This window comes from Desmonostoc vinosum (assembly GCF_059505385.1).
The window spans coordinates 1-18,806 of sequence record NZ_JCACKM010000137.1 but is presented as its reverse complement, the minus strand read 5'-3'; the positions used below and the strand labels follow the sequence as shown (position 1 = coordinate 18,806).

General features: G+C 40.5%; 30 protein-coding genes and 1 pseudogene. 9 read left to right on the top strand and 22 right to left on the bottom strand.

The features are described from left to right. The 4 genes from AC5JMF_RS20340 to AC5JMF_RS20325 form a co-directional block, all read right to left on the bottom strand. Positions 1-277: hypothetical protein (locus AC5JMF_RS20340; protein WP_495797533.1), on the bottom strand; the 277-nt coding region annotated here is incomplete at its 3' end. 531 nt (positions 278-808) lie between these two features. Next, positions 809-1,081 carry a hypothetical protein gene (locus AC5JMF_RS20335; protein WP_495797532.1) on the bottom strand — a complete coding sequence of 91 codons (273 nt, stop codon included), beginning with the start codon at positions 1,079-1,081 and terminating at the stop codon, positions 809-811. A 111-nt stretch (positions 1,082-1,192) separates the two neighbouring features. Beyond that, on the bottom strand, positions 1,193-1,801 hold the full coding sequence (locus AC5JMF_RS20330; protein ID WP_495797531.1) for a Uma2 family endonuclease: 609 nt from the start codon (positions 1,799-1,801) through the stop codon (positions 1,193-1,195). A gap of 270 nt (positions 1,802-2,071) precedes the next feature. Beyond that, positions 2,072-2,323 carry a hypothetical protein gene (locus AC5JMF_RS20325; protein WP_495797530.1) on the bottom strand — a complete coding sequence of 84 codons (252 nt, stop codon included), beginning with the start codon at positions 2,321-2,323 and terminating at the stop codon, positions 2,072-2,074. A gap of 212 nt (positions 2,324-2,535) precedes the next feature. Here AC5JMF_RS20325 and AC5JMF_RS20320 point away from each other — a divergent pair, with 212 nt between their 5' ends. From AC5JMF_RS20320 to AC5JMF_RS20305, 4 genes are all read left to right on the top strand, one after another. Further along, entirely contained in the window at positions 2,536-3,633 is a 1,098-nt protein-coding gene (locus AC5JMF_RS20320; RefSeq protein WP_495797529.1) for a hypothetical protein, read from the top strand. Between the two features lie 95 nt (positions 3,634-3,728). Next, the gene (locus AC5JMF_RS20315) at positions 3,729-4,046 is read left to right on the top strand and encodes a hypothetical protein (RefSeq protein ID WP_495797528.1); all 318 of its coding nucleotides are present in this window, start codon (positions 3,729-3,731) and stop codon (positions 4,044-4,046) included. Between the two features lie 151 nt (positions 4,047-4,197). Further along, positions 4,198-4,425 carry a hypothetical protein gene (locus tag AC5JMF_RS20310; protein WP_495797527.1) on the top strand — a complete coding sequence of 76 codons (228 nt, stop codon included), beginning with the start codon at positions 4,198-4,200 and terminating at the stop codon, positions 4,423-4,425. A 65-nt stretch (positions 4,426-4,490) separates the two neighbouring features. Continuing rightward, positions 4,491-4,733 carry a hypothetical protein gene (locus tag AC5JMF_RS20305; RefSeq protein WP_495797526.1) on the top strand — a complete coding sequence of 81 codons (243 nt, stop codon included), beginning with the start codon at positions 4,491-4,493 and terminating at the stop codon, positions 4,731-4,733. 123 nt (positions 4,734-4,856) lie between these two features. Here the strand turns inward: AC5JMF_RS20305 and AC5JMF_RS20300 are convergent, their stop codons facing one another. The 11 genes from AC5JMF_RS20300 to AC5JMF_RS20250 form a co-directional block, all read right to left on the bottom strand. Next, positions 4,857-5,072, bottom strand: a complete 216-nt coding sequence (locus tag AC5JMF_RS20300; RefSeq protein ID WP_495797525.1) for a hypothetical protein — start codon at positions 5,070-5,072, stop codon at positions 4,857-4,859. Positions 5,073-5,590: 518 nt separating this feature from the next. Continuing rightward, complete coding sequence (locus AC5JMF_RS20295; RefSeq protein ID WP_495797524.1) at positions 5,591-6,223, bottom strand: hypothetical protein; 633 nt, start codon at positions 6,221-6,223, stop codon at positions 5,591-5,593. 180 nt (positions 6,224-6,403) lie between these two features. Further along, positions 6,404-7,999 carry an FtsK/SpoIIIE domain-containing protein gene (locus AC5JMF_RS20290; RefSeq protein WP_495797523.1) on the bottom strand — a complete coding sequence of 532 codons (1,596 nt, stop codon included), beginning with the start codon at positions 7,997-7,999 and terminating at the stop codon, positions 6,404-6,406. Continuing rightward, positions 7,981-8,196, bottom strand: coding sequence for a hypothetical protein (locus AC5JMF_RS20285; protein WP_495797522.1), 216 nt, complete (start codon positions 8,194-8,196; stop codon positions 7,981-7,983). Before AC5JMF_RS20285 ends, AC5JMF_RS20290 begins: the two co-directional genes overlap by 19 nt. Before the next feature lie 2 nt (positions 8,197-8,198). Then, positions 8,199-8,846: a hypothetical protein gene (locus AC5JMF_RS20280; RefSeq protein ID WP_495797521.1), complete on the bottom strand. Its 648-nt coding sequence runs from the start codon at positions 8,844-8,846 to the stop codon at positions 8,199-8,201. Beyond that, positions 8,821-9,018: a hypothetical protein gene (locus AC5JMF_RS20275; protein WP_495797520.1), complete on the bottom strand. Its 198-nt coding sequence runs from the start codon at positions 9,016-9,018 to the stop codon at positions 8,821-8,823. Before AC5JMF_RS20275 ends, AC5JMF_RS20280 begins: the two co-directional genes overlap by 26 nt. A 1-nt stretch (position 9,019) precedes the next feature. Continuing rightward, on the bottom strand, positions 9,020-9,421 hold the full coding sequence (locus AC5JMF_RS20270; protein ID WP_495797519.1) for a hypothetical protein: 402 nt from the start codon (positions 9,419-9,421) through the stop codon (positions 9,020-9,022). Between the two features lie 18 nt (positions 9,422-9,439). Continuing rightward, positions 9,440-9,994 (bottom strand): hypothetical protein, encoded by a 555-nt coding sequence (locus AC5JMF_RS20265; protein ID WP_495797518.1) that lies wholly within the window; start codon positions 9,992-9,994, stop codon positions 9,440-9,442. Then, the gene (locus tag AC5JMF_RS20260; protein WP_495797517.1) at positions 9,954-10,484 is read right to left on the bottom strand and encodes a hypothetical protein; all 531 of its coding nucleotides are present in this window, start codon (positions 10,482-10,484) and stop codon (positions 9,954-9,956) included. The genes AC5JMF_RS20265 and AC5JMF_RS20260 overlap by 41 nt, the downstream gene beginning before the upstream one ends. Further along, complete coding sequence (locus AC5JMF_RS20255) at positions 10,474-11,283, bottom strand: hypothetical protein (protein WP_495797516.1); 810 nt, start codon at positions 11,281-11,283, stop codon at positions 10,474-10,476. The genes AC5JMF_RS20260 and AC5JMF_RS20255 overlap by 11 nt, the downstream gene beginning before the upstream one ends. A gap of 522 nt (positions 11,284-11,805) precedes the next feature. Further along, positions 11,806-12,237 carry a hypothetical protein gene (locus AC5JMF_RS20250; RefSeq protein ID WP_495797515.1) on the bottom strand — a complete coding sequence of 144 codons (432 nt, stop codon included), beginning with the start codon at positions 12,235-12,237 and terminating at the stop codon, positions 11,806-11,808. Positions 12,238-12,754: 517 nt separating this feature from the next. Between AC5JMF_RS20250 and AC5JMF_RS20245 the strand changes: the two genes are divergently transcribed. From AC5JMF_RS20245 to AC5JMF_RS20235, 3 genes and pseudogenes are all read left to right on the top strand, one after another. Beyond that, positions 12,755-12,937, top strand: coding sequence for a hypothetical protein (locus AC5JMF_RS20245; protein ID WP_495797514.1), 183 nt, complete (start codon positions 12,755-12,757; stop codon positions 12,935-12,937). 12 nt (positions 12,938-12,949) lie between these two features. Continuing rightward, positions 12,950-13,060: pseudogene (locus AC5JMF_RS20240) on the top strand (DUF5674 family protein); the annotation flags it as partial. Beyond that, positions 13,057-13,431, top strand: coding sequence for a hypothetical protein (locus tag AC5JMF_RS20235; protein ID WP_495797513.1), 375 nt, complete (start codon positions 13,057-13,059; stop codon positions 13,429-13,431). The pseudogene AC5JMF_RS20240 and the gene AC5JMF_RS20235, both read left to right, overlap by 4 nt. A 3-nt stretch (positions 13,432-13,434) precedes the next feature. Here the strand turns inward: AC5JMF_RS20235 and AC5JMF_RS20230 are convergent, their stop codons facing one another. From AC5JMF_RS20230 to AC5JMF_RS20210, 5 genes are all read right to left on the bottom strand, one after another. Continuing rightward, the gene (locus AC5JMF_RS20230; protein WP_495797512.1) at positions 13,435-13,710 is read right to left on the bottom strand and encodes a hypothetical protein; all 276 of its coding nucleotides are present in this window, start codon (positions 13,708-13,710) and stop codon (positions 13,435-13,437) included. 38 nt (positions 13,711-13,748) lie between these two features. After that, positions 13,749-13,877, bottom strand: coding sequence for a hypothetical protein (locus tag AC5JMF_RS20225; protein ID WP_495797511.1), 129 nt, complete (start codon positions 13,875-13,877; stop codon positions 13,749-13,751). A gap of 295 nt (positions 13,878-14,172) precedes the next feature. After that, a complete protein-coding gene (locus tag AC5JMF_RS20220) occupies positions 14,173-14,310 on the bottom strand; it encodes a hypothetical protein (RefSeq protein ID WP_495797510.1) in 138 nt (45 codons plus the stop codon). A gap of 11 nt (positions 14,311-14,321) precedes the next feature. Next, positions 14,322-15,089: an ERF family protein gene (locus AC5JMF_RS20215; RefSeq protein WP_495797509.1), complete on the bottom strand. Its 768-nt coding sequence runs from the start codon at positions 15,087-15,089 to the stop codon at positions 14,322-14,324. A 33-nt stretch (positions 15,090-15,122) separates the two neighbouring features. Continuing rightward, positions 15,123-15,368, bottom strand: coding sequence for a hypothetical protein (locus tag AC5JMF_RS20210; RefSeq protein WP_495797508.1), 246 nt, complete (start codon positions 15,366-15,368; stop codon positions 15,123-15,125). A 15-nt stretch (positions 15,369-15,383) separates the two neighbouring features. On the opposite strand from AC5JMF_RS20210, the gene AC5JMF_RS20205 reads away from it, so the two are divergent. Beyond that, positions 15,384-16,169, top strand: coding sequence for an Rpn family recombination-promoting nuclease/putative transposase (locus AC5JMF_RS20205; protein ID WP_495797507.1), 786 nt, complete (start codon positions 15,384-15,386; stop codon positions 16,167-16,169). Positions 16,170-16,264: 95 nt separating this feature from the next. Here the strand turns inward: AC5JMF_RS20205 and tnpA are convergent, their stop codons facing one another. Then, positions 16,265-16,678, bottom strand: a complete 414-nt coding sequence (gene tnpA, locus AC5JMF_RS20200) for an IS200/IS605 family transposase (RefSeq protein WP_495797506.1) — start codon at positions 16,676-16,678, stop codon at positions 16,265-16,267. 30 nt (positions 16,679-16,708) lie between these two features. On the opposite strand from tnpA, the gene AC5JMF_RS20195 reads away from it, so the two are divergent. After that, positions 16,709-17,920: an RNA-guided endonuclease InsQ/TnpB family protein gene (locus AC5JMF_RS20195; protein ID WP_495797505.1), complete on the top strand. Its 1,212-nt coding sequence runs from the start codon at positions 16,709-16,711 to the stop codon at positions 17,918-17,920. A 311-nt stretch (positions 17,921-18,231) separates the two neighbouring features. Here the strand turns inward: AC5JMF_RS20195 and AC5JMF_RS20190 are convergent. Further along, positions 18,232-18,806: hypothetical protein (locus tag AC5JMF_RS20190; protein ID WP_495797504.1), on the bottom strand; the 575-nt coding region annotated here is incomplete at its 5' end.

Sequence of the window (18,806 nt, the reverse complement as noted above, 5' to 3'; positions counted from 1 at the left end):
ACAGATCCGCTTCGATATCCGCCGTTGCTGTCACAAATTTGCCATTGCCGTAACCGTCGTAATCTCTCAGACGCCCATCGTTGCGACGGGAGATATTAGGGCTGTAGAGCAGGAACTGATAGGGGATGGTTCCCCTGATTGAACTGACGTTGAGATCGTAAATTGCTCTATCAACTCCACTGTCTAACCATTCTTGTAGGTGCTTAGACTGAAAATCATCAAAATCATCGTTTGGTATTGCGATCGCTGGCATATTACCCCCGGTATATGAACGCATGAAAATGGAACGGCATTATAGGTATACCGTTGTACAAACTGTTGGTATACTTGCGGTGATTACAAAACCATCACCACCCATTAGAGGGGGAAAGGTAAAAGGTTAAAGGTAAAAGGTATGAAGAAAATTCCTTTACCCTTTCCCCCTTTCCCTTGAACCCTCTTACCTGCTTCCCCCCGTGTGTGGACGGAAAGTTAAATTAATTCGCGTGCTAACTACTTTGTTAGTCTTAGGAACCTGATGTAAGCAAGTAGACTGACAACCTGGATGCATAATCAGTAGGCTCCCGTGTTCACAATCACACCAAAAACACTGCATCCCATACTTAGCAATTAGGTGCGGTCTTTTATTGCGTTTTTGACTGGTATAGAGACGTTTGTGCAAGCGAACGGAGTTAACCCCCATGCATGGTGCAGGGAGATTTGGTATTGTTGGGTTAGTCATAAATTACTGTTTAGTTTGTGACAACTTACAGAGAGTGCAGGTCTGGACAACATTCACTCAAAGTAAACAAGATATTAGGGAGGGTTTTTATTCCTGTGCCCTCTCTAATCCCAAAGCTATTAAATAAGCTTCTTGTGCTTGATAACTATTTGTAAAAGAGAATTCACCGACAACACGAATAAATGTTTGGTCTGCGTTATCAATACCAATTTCTTGTTGAAGTCGGGTTAGGGCACTAGTTACCTGACCATAAGCTGTACGATGTTTGACAGTTTCCTCAACCACCCACAAAGAAGCCCCTTTGTATTTCTTTTCGGCGAAAACCCTTGCAGCATAATGCGCTTTCTCTAATTCGGTCATTTTAGAACCTCCAATTTTTGACGCATGAAAATGAAGCGCACATTAAGTCAATGTTGTTGGCTCTTGCATAGTTTAGTTTGATTTTTCCAAGTTACAGAGCCAGAAATGGTATTATGAACGTGCCCTAAAAATTTGCTCAACTGTCAAATTCAACTGTGGGAAAGCTAGAGATTGAATGCGGTCATTTCCCCGAAATTGACTAACTTGGTACTCACCTTCCACCAAAGAATTAACAGAAATAGTTGGTTGCTTAGGATTGCCAATAAAACGCTTACCACCTAAAGCTAAGTAATCTACAGTCCAGTATTCAGGGATACCCATCTCCTCATAATCAGTGAATTTGACAAAGTAATCAGTTCGCCAATTAGTACTGACAACTTCAATGACTAATGGAGATGATGCACCCCGAATGATAGTTGATTCCTTTTTCCATAGTGGTTCATTCACTAGCTCTTGAGGATTTATTACTAAAACATCAGGTAAATAACCAGTTTCTTTTTCTGGCGGCTTGACCAATGCCTGATTAGGTATGAGATAAGGAAGATTTAAACGGTCAAACTCGACGTTCAGCTTTCTAATTAAGAACCCTTTAATTTCCTCATGGTCTCCTGTAGGCTGCATTTCAACAATTACCCCATCGTGCAGTTCATAGCGTCCCGTTTCTGGCTTCCATTGCACAAATTCTTCAAAGGTCGTCAATTTTGGTACAGCTTGAGTCATAAATGCTCCTGTCCAAGCTCCATTTTACTTGTTGGTAAACCTTGATACTGTGTTAGCTAACCGTGTCTTTGACTATAATTACATCTTTTAATTTCATCTCTATCTAGTCATGATATAGGCAATGCATAGATTAGTCAATGCATTGCATAGAAATGTATATACATCCCGATTATGCAAAATCCCCTGACTCGTTATCAGGGGATCTGGAATTAACTATTAAAGATTTACGAACACGCTCCCGCCACTGCCTGAGAAACAAAAGCTCATTTCTCAGGCTGCTAATTCCCCCAGTACTTGCTCAACTTTTACTAATCTTCTTTCCAACTCGTCTATTTTTTGGGATTCACTTTTCTGAGGAGACGCTAGATACTCTTTCATATAGTCAATCAACAATTCTGTGGCTGAAGTGCTGTTCTCCTTAGCTTTCCTTATGAAAGCTTCTTTTAACTCATCATCAATTCGGATATTTAGCTGGCCCATAATTTGTTCTGATGTTTCCCTCTGCTCACTTTGTCTATACATAGACTAGCTCTCTTTCTCTGTCTATGCAATGCCTATGCTTATTTATGCCTGCAATGTAGAGCTTTTTTGAAATTTGCATATACAAAAGCTAAAAAAAATTGACTTTTAGCTAGCTATTGCATATACTGTAGCTATACAAACAAAAGGAGATCGCCCCAAGCCTGAGAAACTAGCGCGATCGCCTTTTTACCCCCTTCAAAGGAGTCCTTCAAATGTATCACTATTCACAAGCCAGCCTCAACCAAAAATCCCTACCCCAACTCAAAGAAATCTACGGTCAGGTGGGCGCTAGCATTGAGATTGCAGACAAACGTTGCAAGGGTGCATGGCTTGAGGCAATCATCGCTCATCAATCCTCCCAAGTAGAGAAAGTAGCTGATGTAGTAGAACAACCCACCACTCAAGCAGAACAAGCTGAAGTGACAATAAATGATAGCACCATCTCTGCATGGGACTTCACACCGCCGAAATGGGCTTGTCCACCTGGTGCAATCTGCCCTGATTGCGATGGTCATGGCTGTGGTAATTGTGGCTATCGTGGCACTCGTGGAGAGGACTTGTGTACACCAGTTGATGAATACCGCTTCATATACGCAGCAGCAACAAAAACTCAAACTGCTTACAGCGCATACATTGGGGATAAGTTTTTAGGGATAGTATTCAAAGTACGCAACCAAGAAGAATTTTGGGAAAATACGCAACAATCGTACTACTGGGAGTGTGGGATTGCTGGTAGATTCTGGAGTGTTAGGGATGCTATTGAAGCATTGCAAAAACGGAATACTCCAAGTGTTGCTGAAACTCCAGTGAACGAAGAACAAGACGCGACTCGTGAACACAAAGCCGCAACAATTGAAGTATTAGAGCAGTACGGCGATAAGTACGTGGTACAGAATCAGGAAAATGGTAATTGCTATGTGGTACGCCTCAATGAATTAGATCCACATCAGCGCTGTGAATGTCTTGACTGTTATCACCGAGGGGTCAAATGTAAGCACCAAATAGCTGTTGAGAACTTTGTAAATGCACAACGGCTAGAGAAGTTGGTGAAGGGAGCATCAACAGATTTAGTAGAGCAGCACTGTGACGGAATTACTATTCACAATAGCGAGAACGGGTATGAATATTTAGTACTTGTTGAAGGATTAGAAATTCACCAAAATATTGCATCCTTTAACTCCATCAATTCAACTGCTCAAATAAATCTTGAAAAACTATTAGATAAGCCATTTGAAGAATTGACAACTGAAGAATGGCGTTTATTGAAAGAGTATGAGCCGCAATCAAGTGAGTCATTAGTGGCGGCGTAAAGCAATGAGAGGGAAAGGAAATTTAATCTACTCCTTTCCTTTTCATATAGTGCATTGACAAACTGAAAATCCTTCATTTACCAATCACAAATATTATGCAACCAACAATATCAATTGCGCGTGACTGGGACTATCCACGCTATACGTTTGGTCAGCGTACTCAACAAGGAATCATAGTCGGGATGGACTATTACCCAAAGGATACTTACTTGGCTCAAGAATATGATGAGGGCTGGCGTTATAGTGTGATGCCAAACAAACATACCGAGGATTTATACCATTTTATGGAGTATGAAATCAAGCCACTTTCAATACAGGAATCTCTAGCAGAAATTCGGGCAGAGCTTGAACAATATCAACGCCAGGTTGTCATTTTACAACAACAGTTGTTAACAATGCCGGGAGTGAGTTGAAATGTCTCTATTGCTGACAGTAATAAAGCAGCCAAGGGACTTGCTCTTGGCTGATAAGGTGTAAAAACATAGATTCTTTTCTTGAGTGAAGAATACCAAACAAATATCTCTTCATCAAGCTGATATGCAACAGAGGTGAAACAGTAAAAAGATGAAAACCCAAGACTTACTACACACAAGTAAACTTGAAGATTTCAAGCAATTCTGTCTGAGCCAGGGATGGACTGAAGAACCAACTAAAGGCGATTACGAAGTCCTGAGAATGCGCCACTCTAATGTTCAAAACCCGCTTTTGGTTCATACAAAGCGAGAACCGCAAGAACATTATACAACGTGGGGTGAAAGTCAAAGAATGTTCCAGCAATGGCAATCATATTAAACAAGGGTAAAGGGAAAGTAGAACAGTTTTTAATTCTCTATTCAACAATTAATAGGTAAATCCAAATGACAATTACACTAGACACATTCAAGTCTCCTGAGTTTCGTGGTAATTATTCTAAATTACCAATCTGTCAATTACTTAATGGTAAGAATATTCTGTTTATCAAACTCGACAACATGAAACTATCTGGTTGGGTAAAAAGAGCAGAAGTAGAGGATTTAATCAAGCAATTGCAAAGTACTTTTGAGAACTTCTTAGAACTTCTGATAGATATAAAAATACCCGCTTTTTTACTAGCGGGGTAGGTGCATTTGGAATCACAAAAAATTTTTTCGTCAAAATTTATCTACGCTATCTTGCTGACCGTGCTACGAGGCTCAAGACGAGCTTGAGGGTAAGGATTCAGGTCTGGTATCAGTTCACTTTTTCTATGTCTGACCGAAGTAGGAGCTAATTACTTTCCCTTCTTTTTCCCATCTGTCATTCAACAGACGGCAAGCTACACAGACAACATTCTGAGGTTGACGGCGATTTTTGCCGTTTCTAAACCACCTGCGGATGGTGTAGTTACTTGGATACCCCAAGACTAGGGCTAGCTGGTCGTAAGTTAACTTCCACTTTTTCTTAAATTCTATTGGGTGCATAGTACTTCTTCTTTTACATTGGAAAACTTTTTCAGGTTCAGCTGCTTCTTAAACTTAATTACTTATTTACCTAGATACGAGCATCATTTACACTTCTTCAAGATGTACTGCACTCATAATTTTTTTCGCTCTGTTTTGCTTGCAATAGCTGCTCTCACGAATGGACAATCATAGATTTCTTCCTCTGTCGAATCAAAAGCTTGTAGCACTTTACATATATAAATGTCTAACTAACTAGTTTTAGTATTACTATTTGTACCAAGATTTACATTACAACTACCAGATTCAAATCAACGTGCGCGTGATTTTATAAGTACCATAGCCGCCTTGATTACCTCTAGATTATAAATTTTTAAAAGCATAATATACGAGTCTTCAGCACTCTTACCATCTCTGATATTCTGAATAATTTTTTGTACTATCTCATTAAGGATTACATCCATCACTGATTGCTCCTGTTTATATATCAACTCTTCTACTGCTAAAATTGCAGTAGTGTTCGCCCCATACTCACTGGTTTAATCCTGGTAAATAGAAGAAAAAACACAATCCCAATTCTGCTGTTGTTGATGACAATGTGTAAATTCTTGCTTCAAGTTAGATGTAATAATTGATAGCAAAGCAATTACTAAAACTATCAGTAATGGGTTGTTCTTCACAATTTTTAATAAAAAGCGCCAATCACTCAAAGGTAATTTTGGTAACGATATATTCGGTAACGAAAATAAATTTAATAACCAAGAGCGTCTGACTTGAGTCGTAGGCAACCACTCGGATTCCAGATTCACAAAAACTACTTTGATGCGAGGATTCTGCTCAATCATTGAAGCAGTTTTTAATGCTGATGGTTGTTCGTTGGCATCAACTGTAAGAAAACCCATCACTACAAGCTTGTGTTGATTATTCAATCCATACAGGCTTAGTTGCCCAAACGCTTGATAAATTGCATTGCGGTCGAGGTATTTTTTCACCTCTATAATTGTTCCATTTTGCCAATTAGTCGCGATATCAGCCCTGCCACCATTAGCTGAGACTTCAAGATCAGCACGAAAACCGCGCAATCTTAAGCACTGAGCAATATATTCTTGTAAATCCTTTTCTTGCCAATGGTCTGGCAGTCCAGCGGCTTCAATAAATTTAGAGGGGAGCATAATTAACCCTCTTATGTCACTCTCGGAAAGTAATAATCAAAGCAAGATTCTGAAACTTTCATCCAATCTAGCTTTGAGCCTTTATTTTCTAACAGTAACTAAAATTTATAACCAAAAGCTTAAAACTAAAGCTCCAAAAGGCTTTCAGCGATAGGCTTCTCCCAAACTGACAAAACAGGGTTAAGGAATGGTTTCAAAACGATAAGCTTGAAATCTCGTATCCAGTAATCCAGATTGAACAATGCCATCACCACGTCCTTGAAGTGAGGTAACTACTTCCCCACGATGGTGCAGTACCATGCGACCACCAACTGCATCTGTGCATCGAAAGGCGATGCGACATGGCAAGTTATCACGTAAATCAGGAGGTAACCCTTGTGGATCTGTCGCAGAACGTTTTGACCCACGTTGCAGTCCAATAATTACATGAATTTTTAACCCCCGACCACGACGAGCCACTTCACATAGTTGTTGGTCATAAGTTTTGCGTAGTTCATCAAGCGGTACAGTTCCTTTGTACTCGTCAATCAGTAAAACCCAAGCTGGCTGCTGCGCTAACTCTTCCTTGCTCATGGAGTTACGGCGATCGCACTCTTGATAATACTCCCCAACATATTCAAAAGCCTTGTCCATATCATTGATACTGATGCTAGGGAATTTAGGGGGAAAATCTTCGTAGTCACTGACTTTACCGCCGCAAATATCTACCTTCGCCCCTTGCATCAATAAACAGTAAGCAGCAGAGCGGAGAAAATTACTCTTACCACTTCCTGTTGTCCCTACCACTAATACTTGTGGGGTGTCCTCAGATGCTAGGTCTACAATAACTTCACCATCAAGAGATTGACCCAGAATCATCAAGCGTTCCCCGGAGGGGTTGCCTGTGGCATCGCCCTGTAGCCATTGTCGAATGGGAAAATCGTAAAAAGTGCGCTCATGTGGAGAAAATGATGTCTCAATCGCCACTTTCTCACTGCCATGAACATACATTGGAAGATCATACTTCTCACCGAGAGCAAGCTTTGCAGCCTGTTTCCACTTGTTGAGCAAATTATAATCACTAGTCTTTATCCCAAAAACCAGCCTCTCATAGCTGGGTGCTTTATCTACATGAATACATTCGGTTTTTATACCAACAATCGCTGCTGCCTGTTTGAGGACAGATGCTTTATTTAATGCCTGTGGTGTAGATTGCTCGTTACTGGTTGGTAGTGGAGCCTGTATAGGTACATCTTGATGCAATTGATTTGAAGTGGCAACAGCAACAGCTTGCATCTCCATTTGCCTTTGCTGTAATTGTGCTGCTAATTTAGCTTGCTCTAGTTTAATTTCAGCATCGGCAGTGGCAACTAGAACATCCCCCAGACTAGCACCTCCTTGCAACATCCCCAAAGCCATGCGCTCAACTGCTCCATTACGCCCAGTCACCGAAAGCAATTCACTGAATAAGGGTGCTGTCTCTTGCAGCATCCTCAGTTGCCGTTCCATATCCTTATCGGCTTGCTCATTGCTACGACGAGATTCGGCCGATGTCTCTAAAAATTGCAACTGCTCTTCACCTTGCACCTCTTTGAGAGTAAAGAGCATGTCTTCTTTACGTTCAATATCCTCATACTCTTTTTCCATTCGTCGCAGCTGGGTCGCTGCATTCCCAACAAGTGCGATCGCAGTTAGATTTCGACATATTAGTAAAAATGGAGTATCCTTACTTTTTGCTGTTACCAGTACTAAAGCAAGCAAACCAGCAGTTCCAACACCTAACCAACGAAATAACATTTAGCCCATCCCAGGATTAGTCCTATAGAAATTACCTGCAACTGAATTGATTTTTCCTTTTGTCCTACCAAGTAAATGATTGTTGCTGCTATTGCCAAAATTAATCCCGACCAATTAAACAAACTAATGACTTGAGCAATGGCAACTGAAATCAAAAAAGCGCACATCCATCGTGATACTTTGCAAATCTGTGACATATTTAACTCACTCTACAAGTAATTCCAGCTGTTGCACCTGAATAACGTGCTTCTCTAGCCTTGCGAAAGCGGTCAACCAAGGAAGCAGTCTGCTTGGCATAAGGAGTTTCTTCCCTTTTCTCCTCAGATTGCTCACGTTCATCCCTAGCAGATTTAGCCTTGGTGTACTGTGTAGCAATGCGATTGAGACTAATTTCGAGTTCGTCCTGGGTACCTGCTGTTGCACTACGGTAAGAACCAACCACCTGACGATACTTCGATTCGAGGGTGGCAAGTGTTGTGCCAAGTTCTTTTTCTAACTCAGCGTGTTTGAGTCTAGCTTCTGCAACGTTTTCAGCTACTTCTGATTGTTTCTCCTTAATCTTGTAAAAGGCTTTAAGGTAACGGCTAATTGCTGTGGAGTATTCACCCCAGTTCTTGGCCTGAAGTTCTGCACCTTTGGCTTTGTCTACAGCAGTTAGTACAATCTCTTCATTTAAGTCGCCAGAGACTTGCACATCTATGGGTAACATGTCAGCAATGCGCTGGGCATTCTGCCAAACTGCTGATTCTAAACCAAAGTGGCTGTCGCTGAAAACAATTGCACTTTTAACGCTACCACTTAAGTCTGATAGCTCAAGGGAGTTATTTTGAGGTTTTGGTTTCGACATCTTTACAGGTTTCTGATTGGATTACTCTCAGATGATTAAAAGCTTGAAGATAACATTTAGTGGCTGCTAAGTATTCAGCCCAATAATCAATTTGAGTTTCGGTTTGTGCTTGAGATAATCTATTAATTATAGAAACCTCAAGAGAATTTAGTTGGGATTGCAATGTTGACATATTACTTCACAAGCAACAGAGAATCACAGCGTTGGTATTCCACAAAATGGGCATTCTCGATTACAATCCATTCTCCGTTCAGTTGACGGAATGACCTCACAGCATCTTCAGTTTTTACCTCTAAATTAAGTTCTTCAAAGGTGAAGATATTTTCTGATTCCGTAACTCGTACCAAATCAACGTCTCTATCAATCTGTACCCCTAATCGCCAAGTTACTCCCTGCTTCTTGTACTGCTGACGGTAATATGAAACTTCATCCTTATCTAGAAAATTTACGTCAAGTTTGGGGCAACCATTCTCAAAGATAAAAGCAATAACCCCTAATGGTTTATAATGTATTTTACCTGCACCTGTATTGCTGTCATAATCCCAATAGGCTCGATGAAACTGCGCTGTCTTCATGTGGATATTCCTCTACTATTAATCTTTGTTTTCATATGGGTATTCTGTTTGTGATAAAACCTCTGGCTTAGAATTTCTCGATTTTGGTTGATTGCGCTGTTGTTTTTTATCTAAAAGTTTTTGCAGTTGAACAACTAACAGTTTGGCTAATGATTGCCAGACTAATGACCAAGCTTGGTTCTTTTTCACCCTCAATTGTGCTGCAATGATGTCGCTTGATGAAGGGATGATACTGCCATACTTCTCTAAATTATCAATCGCTTCACGAAAGCTGACAACTTCATCATTCCCTTGGGGTAAATCAGGAGCAACAGCACTCACCAAGCGTTCCATGACTCCTTTGACAGTAGCAGAATCTTGTTTAATACGGTTTATTTCCTCAGACATTACCTCAATTGCGCTTAAGTTGGATTGAGCAACTGCTTGCTGAAAATTGATTAATTCTGTTTCAACTTGACGCTGTACCTCTTGCTGAATAATCTCTGTGATTTCGCCAAAGCCCCTACCTTCAGTAAGTATCTGTTTAAAGTACTCAATTTCTGGCGATACTTGGGATGCATTCAAATTGTCCATCTTCTAAATCCTTCCACTCCAATGAAACACCAACACGAGCCGCAAATGTATTAACAGTCTGTTTCATCGCCTCATAGCCCAGGTACTCACAACTATCAAGTAATTGTGGTAATTCCACTTCAATAAACTGTTTTTGAATCACAGCCAATTGTTTCTTTTTTCTCTCTGCCATCTGGGATCTTGCTTTTTGCTTTCCCTGCTCTCGCGCCTTTTCTATCGCCTCAAGTCTAGCAAGTTCCATCGCTTGAGAAATTTCTAGCTCCTCTGATGCTTGTGAATGAATTAGTTTTTGGTCGCGTAATAAACGCTCAAAAATTGCTAGTCGTAAATCATCATCAAAAGCTATCTCTAACTGTTCAATTACAACGGCCATTGCTGTAAGTGCAGGAATTATTTCTTCCTTCTTGCTCCTAACTATACTTTTTGGTTGAGTAGTAAACGATGTCTCTTCCGCTGAAGGGACTGTTAAGTCAGTAACTCTACGTGCCATACTTCTCCTTAGCTAATTTAATCCAGTTTGATAATTCTGACACCGAATAATGCCTTCGTTGGCTAAATCCTCCCCACTTATAAAGAGTGCGGGTCGAAACTTTGTAACCGTTAGCAGCCAGATATTTAGGCAAATCTTTGCCAGGACAGCCACGCATTCGCCAAGCGTGCCACATCTTAGCGCTTGATGCTGTCTCTAGATTCATCGCTCGACGTGACCAACTTCTCATCATCACTATTAATTCCCTAAAAGAAGGAAATCTTTTAGTTGGATGGTCGTGCCGCCAGCAGGCCATATATACAAGCACCGATGCGAGTCCTTCTTCCACATAACGTTCATATTTCGCTATTCCTAAAAATCGTTTCCAACTCGCCCAGCAATTTCTAGACAGACAACGGTTTAATACTGCATCACATGACTTTTTAACCTCGCTTAATGCTATAAGTTTTGGGGTTGGTGTTGCAGGTTGTTTCGATGAAGGAGAATTTACTGCTTCACAAAAAGCATCAAATACTTCCTCAATTTTGTACTCATTACTTTGCCAGTAGTTTCTCAAGCTGCGATATGTTACTTTCTCACGGGGATAACACTTGCGATACCACGCCAAACACAACAACAACTGTGTTTGTTCCTGTGTGTAGGAGCGTAAGCACACCTTTTTCCCAGGAGGATATACCGCACCCGCAAGGCGTTCCCAGTTTCGCCAGGTGCGCTCACTAATCTTTGCTCCCCGAATCTTTTCACATTGATTTTTGAGATTGATCGATTGGCTGATCCAATCTTCTAAAACTACTGGCATCTTTCAAACCCTGCAATATCAGAGTGGCTGCAATTATTGATAAAGTTATCGCCGCGATCGCTCCACAAAATTCTAACAATCCGGAATCTGTTTTTTCAATTGTTTCTATTGTTTCAGTCTCTCCATCAATAGATGTTTTTGTATATGTATGCTTCCTGTACACATTATCCGACTCCTATGTGTATATAGACACTCATGCTCTGACTGGGGGTATTACACTCACTGCTGATTTCAGGAATATGTGTTTCATAATTGAGGGTTTTGGGGATGCATTGGGGTCATCCCACTTGCTAACGTTTTGCTGAACTCTTATCCCACAATCATTACAGCTTTGCAACATTGTTATAGTATGATGCTCTATGGTTTTTGGATATTTTTCAAAGCTGCTTTTTGGCTGTTTTTTGATATTTCCGGCAGAACAAATGTAGTTTGTCATTATGGGCAAAAACACCTTTAGCTTATGCCTGACAACTGTAGTAGCTTGTAAGTAGCCAAAAAACGGCAGTTCACAAATTTGGTGCGTTAATTATTGGACTGACTTTTGATGTACTGAGACTCTATGTATTTTTTACTTTCAAAATTCGACTGCTCCTTTTGGTATTGTTCTTGGGTAAATTCGTCAACTTTGGTTCGCAAATACTCCTGTGCTATCCACTTTTTAGGAATACCGTTGGGCAGTTGGCTGTAAATCTCTCCAATCTTTCCTATTACCCATACCTGATAGCGAAGTATTGGTGGGTTAGCCGAGGCATTGGACACTATTGACAACATTTGTATATGTTGCTGTTTGTACTCTGGTACATCCATTGCTAACTCGTTCCATCGCTTCCAAGTGCGGTAACAGATGCCTAAAATTCGTGTTCCTTCTGCTATTGATAACGGTAGTCCTAACAGATTCAGTTCTAACTCTGGGTTTGGTGATTCAAACAGCTTACTTTTCCACTCCTGCATCATCTTGTGGTTGTAATTGTCATATCTCTAATCAATTGTCCTTTTAGTGATGTCAGATTGATTAGCAATTTGACAGCTTTAAGTTTGTATATTGACATCGCTAACTCAATAATAAAAAACCCGCACTCATGCGGGTAGGGGTTTTTAAACAACTTAGTGTTTCCCAAACACTATATTCTTGCTAAGCAGCTATGGATCGCTCCAAAATGATTAAGTACATACGGTTTTGGTTCTACAAACCTGGAGCTACTTTCATCTGCTAACCAGTTTTTCACAGTCTCAACCGAGTAACCAGATAATCTACTCATCTGATAAGTCGAGAAATGATGAATCTTTTTAAAATCTTTAGGATGTATTGGTCTGATACCAATTTGTGGCATACTGCGATTGCTCCTCCTGTAGGGCTATTCTATGGTTGGAGTAGTCCTCCAGTGTCGTCAGCACTGGGGGCATTTTGTTGAAAGTATATCATATCCCTCAATCTGGCAAGTATTAGAACGTGGAAATTAGGGTTTATCAAATGATAGAAAGAAATTCTCCTCAAGTAACAATTACTCTTTCGCAGAAAGCCTATGAGCAGTATCAGTCTGTTGCTAAGTGGAAGGAGATTGCACTTGCAACTCTGCTCAGACAAATTCTAGAACGTGAGCATGAGTCGCCTGCTTTTTCAAACCTGTTTAAACGGGCGAATGGCAACGAATAATTAGGTCACAAAGATAATATGGTCAACCTTCGTCCTCGCCAGAATCGCTCAATGGAAATTTCTGACCCTAATATTAAAGAAAGAGTTGCCCAAATCATTAACGAGTTCCTGGGGAATGTATGATTGAAGTGACACCAGAGCAACAAATTTTTATGCAAGATGATGTTTCCACTCGCCTACATCATTTAGCAAATCACCTTGAGCAAATTCAGTCTTTGTGGATTGAGGCATCATCAGCAGACTTATTACTGGCTTTGGTTGATGAAAGCAGATACTTTATCGAATGGACTGTGCCAGACATGGTAAAGGCGGATGACATTGACCAAGCCTGTGAATTAGTTGATTTAGGTCGTGTTTTGACCCGTTGGCTATTTCATTGGGACGAGATTTGGACTGATGCCCAACAAAAGCAATCTGCTGCTAGTCAAACACAAGATTGGTTGCGTCGGGTTTTAGAGATATCAGGTACACAGCCGGAGTCACTACGCGCTTGAGTCTCACCCAGCTTTCCTCTGATTTTTCAGAAGACTCCGCAAATACCGCCGACACTCCGCTTCTCCCCGATATACGAGAATGCGTAGGGCCTCGATTTCTTGAAGTGAACTCTCGCAGATGCGTGCGATTGCCCCTATAAGCTCTTGTTGCTTTTGCACATACTCTCGGTGCTGCTGCTCCAGTTGGTGAACTTTGGACTGAAGCTGCTCTATTTGCTCTTGCGGTTGCATCAATGCAGATTTTCTTTTAAGAGAGTAATTACTTAGTTGTACCGTCATCGTTTTGCTCCTTGTTTGATATTTGTAGTAGCGATCGCTTAGTTTTCTTGCTGGTTTGTATCTTCTTCCTTATCCTGTGTGTCCAACTCGTCCAAAGTTTCTTCACTCATCAAATTGTTTGGACGTTCTTCTGGCTCCAGGTCGTAAACATTGAAATAGTCTGTCATTGCTAATTACCGCATTTGAGAAATAAACATCATTCGTAGTTGAAAAGTCAGGAGAAGATTCAATTCGTCGATAATCCTCACTGCTGCTAACAGTCCGCAAAGTCTGTTGACAACCTCTGAAGGTTTCTCTAATTTCTGATTTGATCAATTGTATTTCCGTCGTTGTTTCTTCTAATTAATCAAGGTCAGGCAGTCGAGTCAAATGCTCAATTACAGACTGACGCTGTTTAGTGGTGAAGTATTTCTTTTCTCGAAACCATTCCCGTAGTTTGACTAGAAAATTATCATCATTCAATCAATTGTCTTCAACGTAACAATCAATAATTTCTACTAGTTCCTGATTAGTATTTTGCTGAAAATTTTGGCAATTAATACTTTCAAAGTATTCTTCTTTAAGTACCATATCCTCTGCCCAATCTGCCATGTCACCCATAATTACCTCATCTATGATTGATGTACATTAACTGAAGGTAATTGTGCTTGTACTCCCTCCATCCATGCTTGAATTGCCGATAACTCTGAAACTCCCCGTAATCCGCTATCAATGACGTGTCTTTGATAAGAATTAACAGCATGACTAAGATGGTCAAACTTATTTGCTGCCCAAGCCAAGCACATAGTTTTCACTAATTCATCAATTCTCTCGGATTCAATCTCACCGGGACTATTAACATTATGAGAATGTAGCCATTCTTTGACTAATTCTAATGGATAATCTAACAGTAGGCGAATCTCTTTAACTCGCAAATCCTGTGGATTTATTGGTGGAGAAGCTAATTGCCTAACTTGAGGTTGCTGATTACGAAATCTAATATTATTTTGTGCTGGTTCTGACTTTTTAAGAGTAACTGTGTTTTGTGCATCATCATCTTCATCAGCTGTCACTGATAAGATTGCACATACAGCATAGCGACGGGCATAAGTCAGTGCTGCACCAAATTTCTGGGAATCACTAATTTCAGGCAAGGGATAAGTGCTAGCGATACTCTCTCCCGATTCGTGATACAAATGGGTTTGTAGCACAGTTTTCGCTTCTGTTATGGATGTAGTTTGAATTACCGCTAATCCGTATTTACCAAGAGCAGGGGTAACAGCATCTAAAACTGCATCAAGCGTTGCGTATTTGTGTTTAAAATGAGGATTAATTCGGTCTTTATGGATTGGTTGAAATTCAGCCTTCGCTTTGATTAGAGCAGGGATTAGTTTTTGCATGGCTCCCCTCAAAATATTTCCAATAAATCTTGACTATTTAACGTATTGCTTAATAGTTGCAATTCGCTTCTCTTCCAAGAAATCCTCCGGCTTAAATGAATCTTGAGCTATGGGATGATTATCACCATAAATATAATCAGTGGCGTTATCTATCAAATGATAGGATGCTTGAACAAGCCATTGAGCGAGAGCAAGTTTGACTTGATTTAGAGAGTAAACTTGTCCTGAATCATGAAGCCGTTGTTGTAATTCCTGTGCCTTGTTTTCAAAAATATCCATTGTTCAGTTTTTTCCATGTTTGACAACACTTGTAAATTTCTTGCTGAACTATATTCTCCTGATTTTGCAACCTGGCTATTAGGAGAGCCTATAACTTTAACTAAGTTAAGCCCAACAGAACTATCCTTAGAACCGATTCGTGCTGATGCTTTAATCTTGTTGCAATCAGATGAAGTTGTTCTCCATATAGAGTTTCAGACTGAACCTGATAAAGATATGGGTTTTCGGATGGTAGATTACTACTTGCGGATTTATCGTCGTTTTCCTAATAAACGAATACACCAAGTTGTGATTTATTTAGATCAAACTAAGTCCGAAGAAGTTTATAAAACCACTTTTACTACCAGTAAACTTCGACATGAGTTTGAAGTAATTCGTTTGTGGGAACAACCTTCAGAGATATTTTTGGGAACCCCAGGGTTACTGCCGTTCGCTGTATTAAGTGCGACTAACAATAAAGCTAGTACACTGCAACAGGTAGCTGCGGCTGTTGATAAAATTAATGAAAGACGAACACAAAGTAATATTGCTGCTGCTACCGCAATCTTGGCCGGGTTAGTATTAGAGCAAGAAGTAATTGGGCGTTTACTCAGGAAGGACATTATGCGCGAGTCGGTCATTTATAAATCAATACTGACTGAAGGATTGGAAGAAGGGATTGAATTAGGAAGCGATAGAAAAGCCCGTGAAATCGCTCTCAACTTGTTAGCCGAGGGCATGGCTGTTGATGCGATCGCTCGACTGACTGGTTTATCGCTAGAAGTAGTACAAGAGTTACAGCAGCAGCAAACCAATGAGTAACCAACTTGAATAGGGCAAGGGGTCGCCCGTCATACCTTCATGTTGACGGGTGGGGAATTGCCATTCGTGTATTATGACCGAGCCGAAGCGAGTCATTATTGTTCAGGAGTTGATTGGTTTTCGACATATCTTTTGAGTTGTTCAACTGTGACTCCACCACAACTGGCTACAAAGTAAGAACCTGTCCACAATACAGGTTTTGTGTACACCTTACTCAACAGAGATTCAAACTCTTTACGAATCAATCGGCTAGAAACAGTTTTGAGGTTAGCAATAAATTTACTCAGTTCAATCTGTGGATGGTAACGAATCAATAGATGCACATGGTCAACTTCACCGTTAAATTCTACTAATGTGCATTCCCATTTGGTACAGGTATCTTGAAATATTTCAGCCAGCCGAGACAGCATAGCCTGATTAATAACTTTTTTTCTGTATTTAGTCACAAAAACTATGTGGGCACTAAGAGAGTAAACTGAGCGAAAACCTTTATCATACAACTCTTCCATTGAGCAGCAATAACTGATATAATTACTTACATGATTCTAACTTACTGCTACAGAATTAAACCTAGTGTTGAACAAATAGCTTTGATGTCAAATACATTAGAGCTACTTCGTCGGCACTGGAATTACGCATTAGGACAGAGGTTAGATGCATTCAACAGAACTCGTTGTCAAATTGACCGTTGCTCACTAGTTAGTGAACCAATTGGGGAGATTCCCGAAAAAGTTAATTACTACACTCAACAATCTCAGCTTAAGCAAACAAAAGAACTATTCCCGGATTACAAAAATATTTGGGCGGAGTCACAACAAGTAAATCTACAACGACTAAATCAAGCTTGGGAGAAATGGTTAATCCCTGATAAAGCAGGTAAACGTGGTGGACGCCCTCGCTTCAAAAAAACCGGAGAACTGAGGTCTTTTGTTTATCCTAGAGTTAACGATAAACGAGCTGGCGCGCATTTGAGAGATGGGGTTCTTAAACTCTCAAAGATTGGTGAAATGCCAGTAATTATGCATCGACCGATTCCGGTTGGATTTCAACTCAAAACATGCACGATAGTTCATAAGGCGGATGGGTGGTACTGCTGCATTTCAATGCAAGATGAAACTGTGCCGACTCCACTACCATTGGAGCAAGTTAAATCTGTAGTTGGTGTTGATGTGGGATTAAAAGAATTTCTCACTACTTGTTGTGGTCAAACAGTGCCAGTAGTCAAGCCCTACCGCAAAGCTCAAAATCATCTGGCACGACAACAAAGATTTTTATCACGCAAACTTCATGGGAGTAATGCTTATAAAAAACAACAAAACAAGATTGCTCTCATTCATCAAAGAGTTGTCAGAATCCGAGAAAACTTTCATTACAATAGTGCACACAATCTCGTTAATCGATATGACTTAATCGCAGTTGAAGACTTGAATATTCGAGGTTTAGCTCGTACACGACTAGGCAAATCAATTCTAGATGTTGCTTGGGGTAGCTTTATCAGCAAGTTAGAAGCAGTGGCGGTCAAACGCGGCGTACACGTTGTTAAAGTCAATCCTTATGGAACCTCACAAGAATGCTCTAGTTGTGGAGCAAAAGTACCGAAGACTTTATCTATGCGTACTCACGAGTGTTCAAAGTGCAACGCAGTTATTGATCGGGATGAAAATGCGGCCCGAAACATTTTACACAGAGCATTAAACGCGGTGGGACTTATCGTGTCTGCTGGTGGAGGCTTAGGGATACCCCGCCTGTGAAGCCAGAAGCTTGGGGCATAAATCGAGTACAACTGTCTCTATTTTAGTCTCAAGAAGCCCTCGTTATACTTGCAAGAGTTAACGCGGGAGAACGTCACATGTGTCTTCATTTCTGGATCGACATCATTGCGGGTTGACAGTTCTATCCATTCATTTGATTGAGCAATCGCTTGAATCTTCCCGTAGCACTCATTGAATTGTTGCAGCATTTCGATTGTTTTCATAAATAATTTTTCTTCAGAAATTACTTGGTTGACTTTGATACTTGAATAGATAAATTACAAAGTGAGGCATTAAGCCCCACCCATCTCTTACGCTGCCACTAACTCAGATGTTTCATTTAGCGATGCATAGTACTTTTTAAGCCGCTCCCATTCCGAGATTGTTACCTCATCTACTGGCTTATCAAGCAAGCTTTCACACGAAGTACGTTCTTGATCAACATCACCACTAGCTAAAACTTCCACCATCCGTAACGACCACACCGCCTCAGCCACAGAATCACACGGCACTCTATTCTTATGCTCTGATGACGCCCTCACTACCCACCAACTACCATCGCTGCATCCTACTTCACCCAGTTTCACATCGTTGCAGTATATTCCATCATCCATCAGGTCAAGCTCAAACTTTTCACATTCATTGGCTATCTGTGCCATGACTTCATTACCAGTTGTGCAAGCTGTTTCTGCGGTGTCTGTACTTGCTTGCTGCTCTGGCTTTGGTAAACTTCCTTGTTTGTAATGCCAAATAATGAAGCTATGGCATCTTTTATAGGTACTGTCTCTAAAAACTTCTACATGGTTCACCATTACTACCCAAGGTTGCGTTAAGTCATCGTCAATGGTGATACTTGCAATCAACTCATTAGCTGCATATACTTCAT

What these genes read in the sequence shown, in the direction of transcription:
- AC5JMF_RS20275 (WP_495797520.1), bottom strand. Translation starts at nt 9,018, where the DNA reads ATGTCAACATTGCAATCCCAACTAAATTCTCTTGAGGTTTCTATAATT.
- AC5JMF_RS20205 (WP_495797507.1), top strand. Translation starts at nt 15,384, where the DNA reads ATGTTTGACAACACTTGTAAATTTCTTGCTGAACTATATTCTCCTGAT.
- AC5JMF_RS20320 (WP_495797529.1), top strand. Translation starts at nt 2,536, where the DNA reads ATGTATCACTATTCACAAGCCAGCCTCAACCAAAAATCCCTACCCCAA.
- AC5JMF_RS20245 (WP_495797514.1), top strand. Translation starts at nt 12,755, where the DNA reads ATGATAGAAAGAAATTCTCCTCAAGTAACAATTACTCTTTCGCAGAAA.
- AC5JMF_RS20220 (WP_495797510.1), bottom strand. Translation starts at nt 14,310, where the DNA reads ATGGGTGACATGGCAGATTGGGCAGAGGATATGGTACTTAAAGAAGAA.
- AC5JMF_RS20330 (WP_495797531.1), bottom strand. Translation starts at nt 1,801, where the DNA reads ATGACTCAAGCTGTACCAAAATTGACGACCTTTGAAGAATTTGTGCAA.
- AC5JMF_RS20225 (WP_495797511.1), bottom strand. Translation starts at nt 13,877, where the DNA reads ATGACAGACTATTTCAATGTTTACGACCTGGAGCCAGAAGAACGTCCA.
- AC5JMF_RS20300 (WP_495797525.1), bottom strand. Translation starts at nt 5,072, where the DNA reads ATGCACCCAATAGAATTTAAGAAAAAGTGGAAGTTAACTTACGACCAG.
- AC5JMF_RS20335 (WP_495797532.1), bottom strand. Translation starts at nt 1,081, where the DNA reads ATGACCGAATTAGAGAAAGCGCATTATGCTGCAAGGGTTTTCGCCGAA.
- AC5JMF_RS20290 (WP_495797523.1), bottom strand. Translation starts at nt 7,999, where the DNA reads ATGTTATTTCGTTGGTTAGGTGTTGGAACTGCTGGTTTGCTTGCTTTA.
- AC5JMF_RS20295 (WP_495797524.1), bottom strand. Translation starts at nt 6,223, where the DNA reads ATGCTCCCCTCTAAATTTATTGAAGCCGCTGGACTGCCAGACCATTGG.
- AC5JMF_RS20210 (WP_495797508.1), bottom strand. Translation starts at nt 15,368, where the DNA reads ATGGATATTTTTGAAAACAAGGCACAGGAATTACAACAACGGCTTCAT.
- tnpA (WP_495797506.1), bottom strand. Translation starts at nt 16,678, where the DNA reads ATGGAAGAGTTGTATGATAAAGGTTTTCGCTCAGTTTACTCTCTTAGT.
- AC5JMF_RS20315 (WP_495797528.1), top strand. Translation starts at nt 3,729, where the DNA reads ATGCAACCAACAATATCAATTGCGCGTGACTGGGACTATCCACGCTAT.
- AC5JMF_RS20270 (WP_495797519.1), bottom strand. Translation starts at nt 9,421, where the DNA reads ATGAAGACAGCGCAGTTTCATCGAGCCTATTGGGATTATGACAGCAAT.
- AC5JMF_RS20260 (WP_495797517.1), bottom strand. Translation starts at nt 10,484, where the DNA reads ATGGCACGTAGAGTTACTGACTTAACAGTCCCTTCAGCGGAAGAGACA.
- AC5JMF_RS20255 (WP_495797516.1), bottom strand. Translation starts at nt 11,283, where the DNA reads ATGCCAGTAGTTTTAGAAGATTGGATCAGCCAATCGATCAATCTCAAA.
- AC5JMF_RS20195 (WP_495797505.1), top strand. Translation starts at nt 16,709, where the DNA reads ATGATTCTAACTTACTGCTACAGAATTAAACCTAGTGTTGAACAAATA.
- AC5JMF_RS20305 (WP_495797526.1), top strand. Translation starts at nt 4,491, where the DNA reads ATGACAATTACACTAGACACATTCAAGTCTCCTGAGTTTCGTGGTAAT.
- AC5JMF_RS20235 (WP_495797513.1), top strand. Translation starts at nt 13,057, where the DNA reads ATGATTGAAGTGACACCAGAGCAACAAATTTTTATGCAAGATGATGTT.
- AC5JMF_RS20280 (WP_495797521.1), bottom strand. Translation starts at nt 8,846, where the DNA reads ATGTCGAAACCAAAACCTCAAAATAACTCCCTTGAGCTATCAGACTTA.
- AC5JMF_RS20230 (WP_495797512.1), bottom strand. Translation starts at nt 13,710, where the DNA reads ATGACGGTACAACTAAGTAATTACTCTCTTAAAAGAAAATCTGCATTG.
- AC5JMF_RS20215 (WP_495797509.1), bottom strand. Translation starts at nt 15,089, where the DNA reads ATGCAAAAACTAATCCCTGCTCTAATCAAAGCGAAGGCTGAATTTCAA.
- AC5JMF_RS20310 (WP_495797527.1), top strand. Translation starts at nt 4,198, where the DNA reads ATGAAAACCCAAGACTTACTACACACAAGTAAACTTGAAGATTTCAAG.
- AC5JMF_RS20325 (WP_495797530.1), bottom strand. Translation starts at nt 2,323, where the DNA reads ATGTATAGACAAAGTGAGCAGAGGGAAACATCAGAACAAATTATGGGC.
- AC5JMF_RS20265 (WP_495797518.1), bottom strand. Translation starts at nt 9,994, where the DNA reads ATGGACAATTTGAATGCATCCCAAGTATCGCCAGAAATTGAGTACTTT.
- AC5JMF_RS20250 (WP_495797515.1), bottom strand. Translation starts at nt 12,237, where the DNA reads ATGATGCAGGAGTGGAAAAGTAAGCTGTTTGAATCACCAAACCCAGAG.
- AC5JMF_RS20285 (WP_495797522.1), bottom strand. Translation starts at nt 8,196, where the DNA reads ATGTCACAGATTTGCAAAGTATCACGATGGATGTGCGCTTTTTTGATT.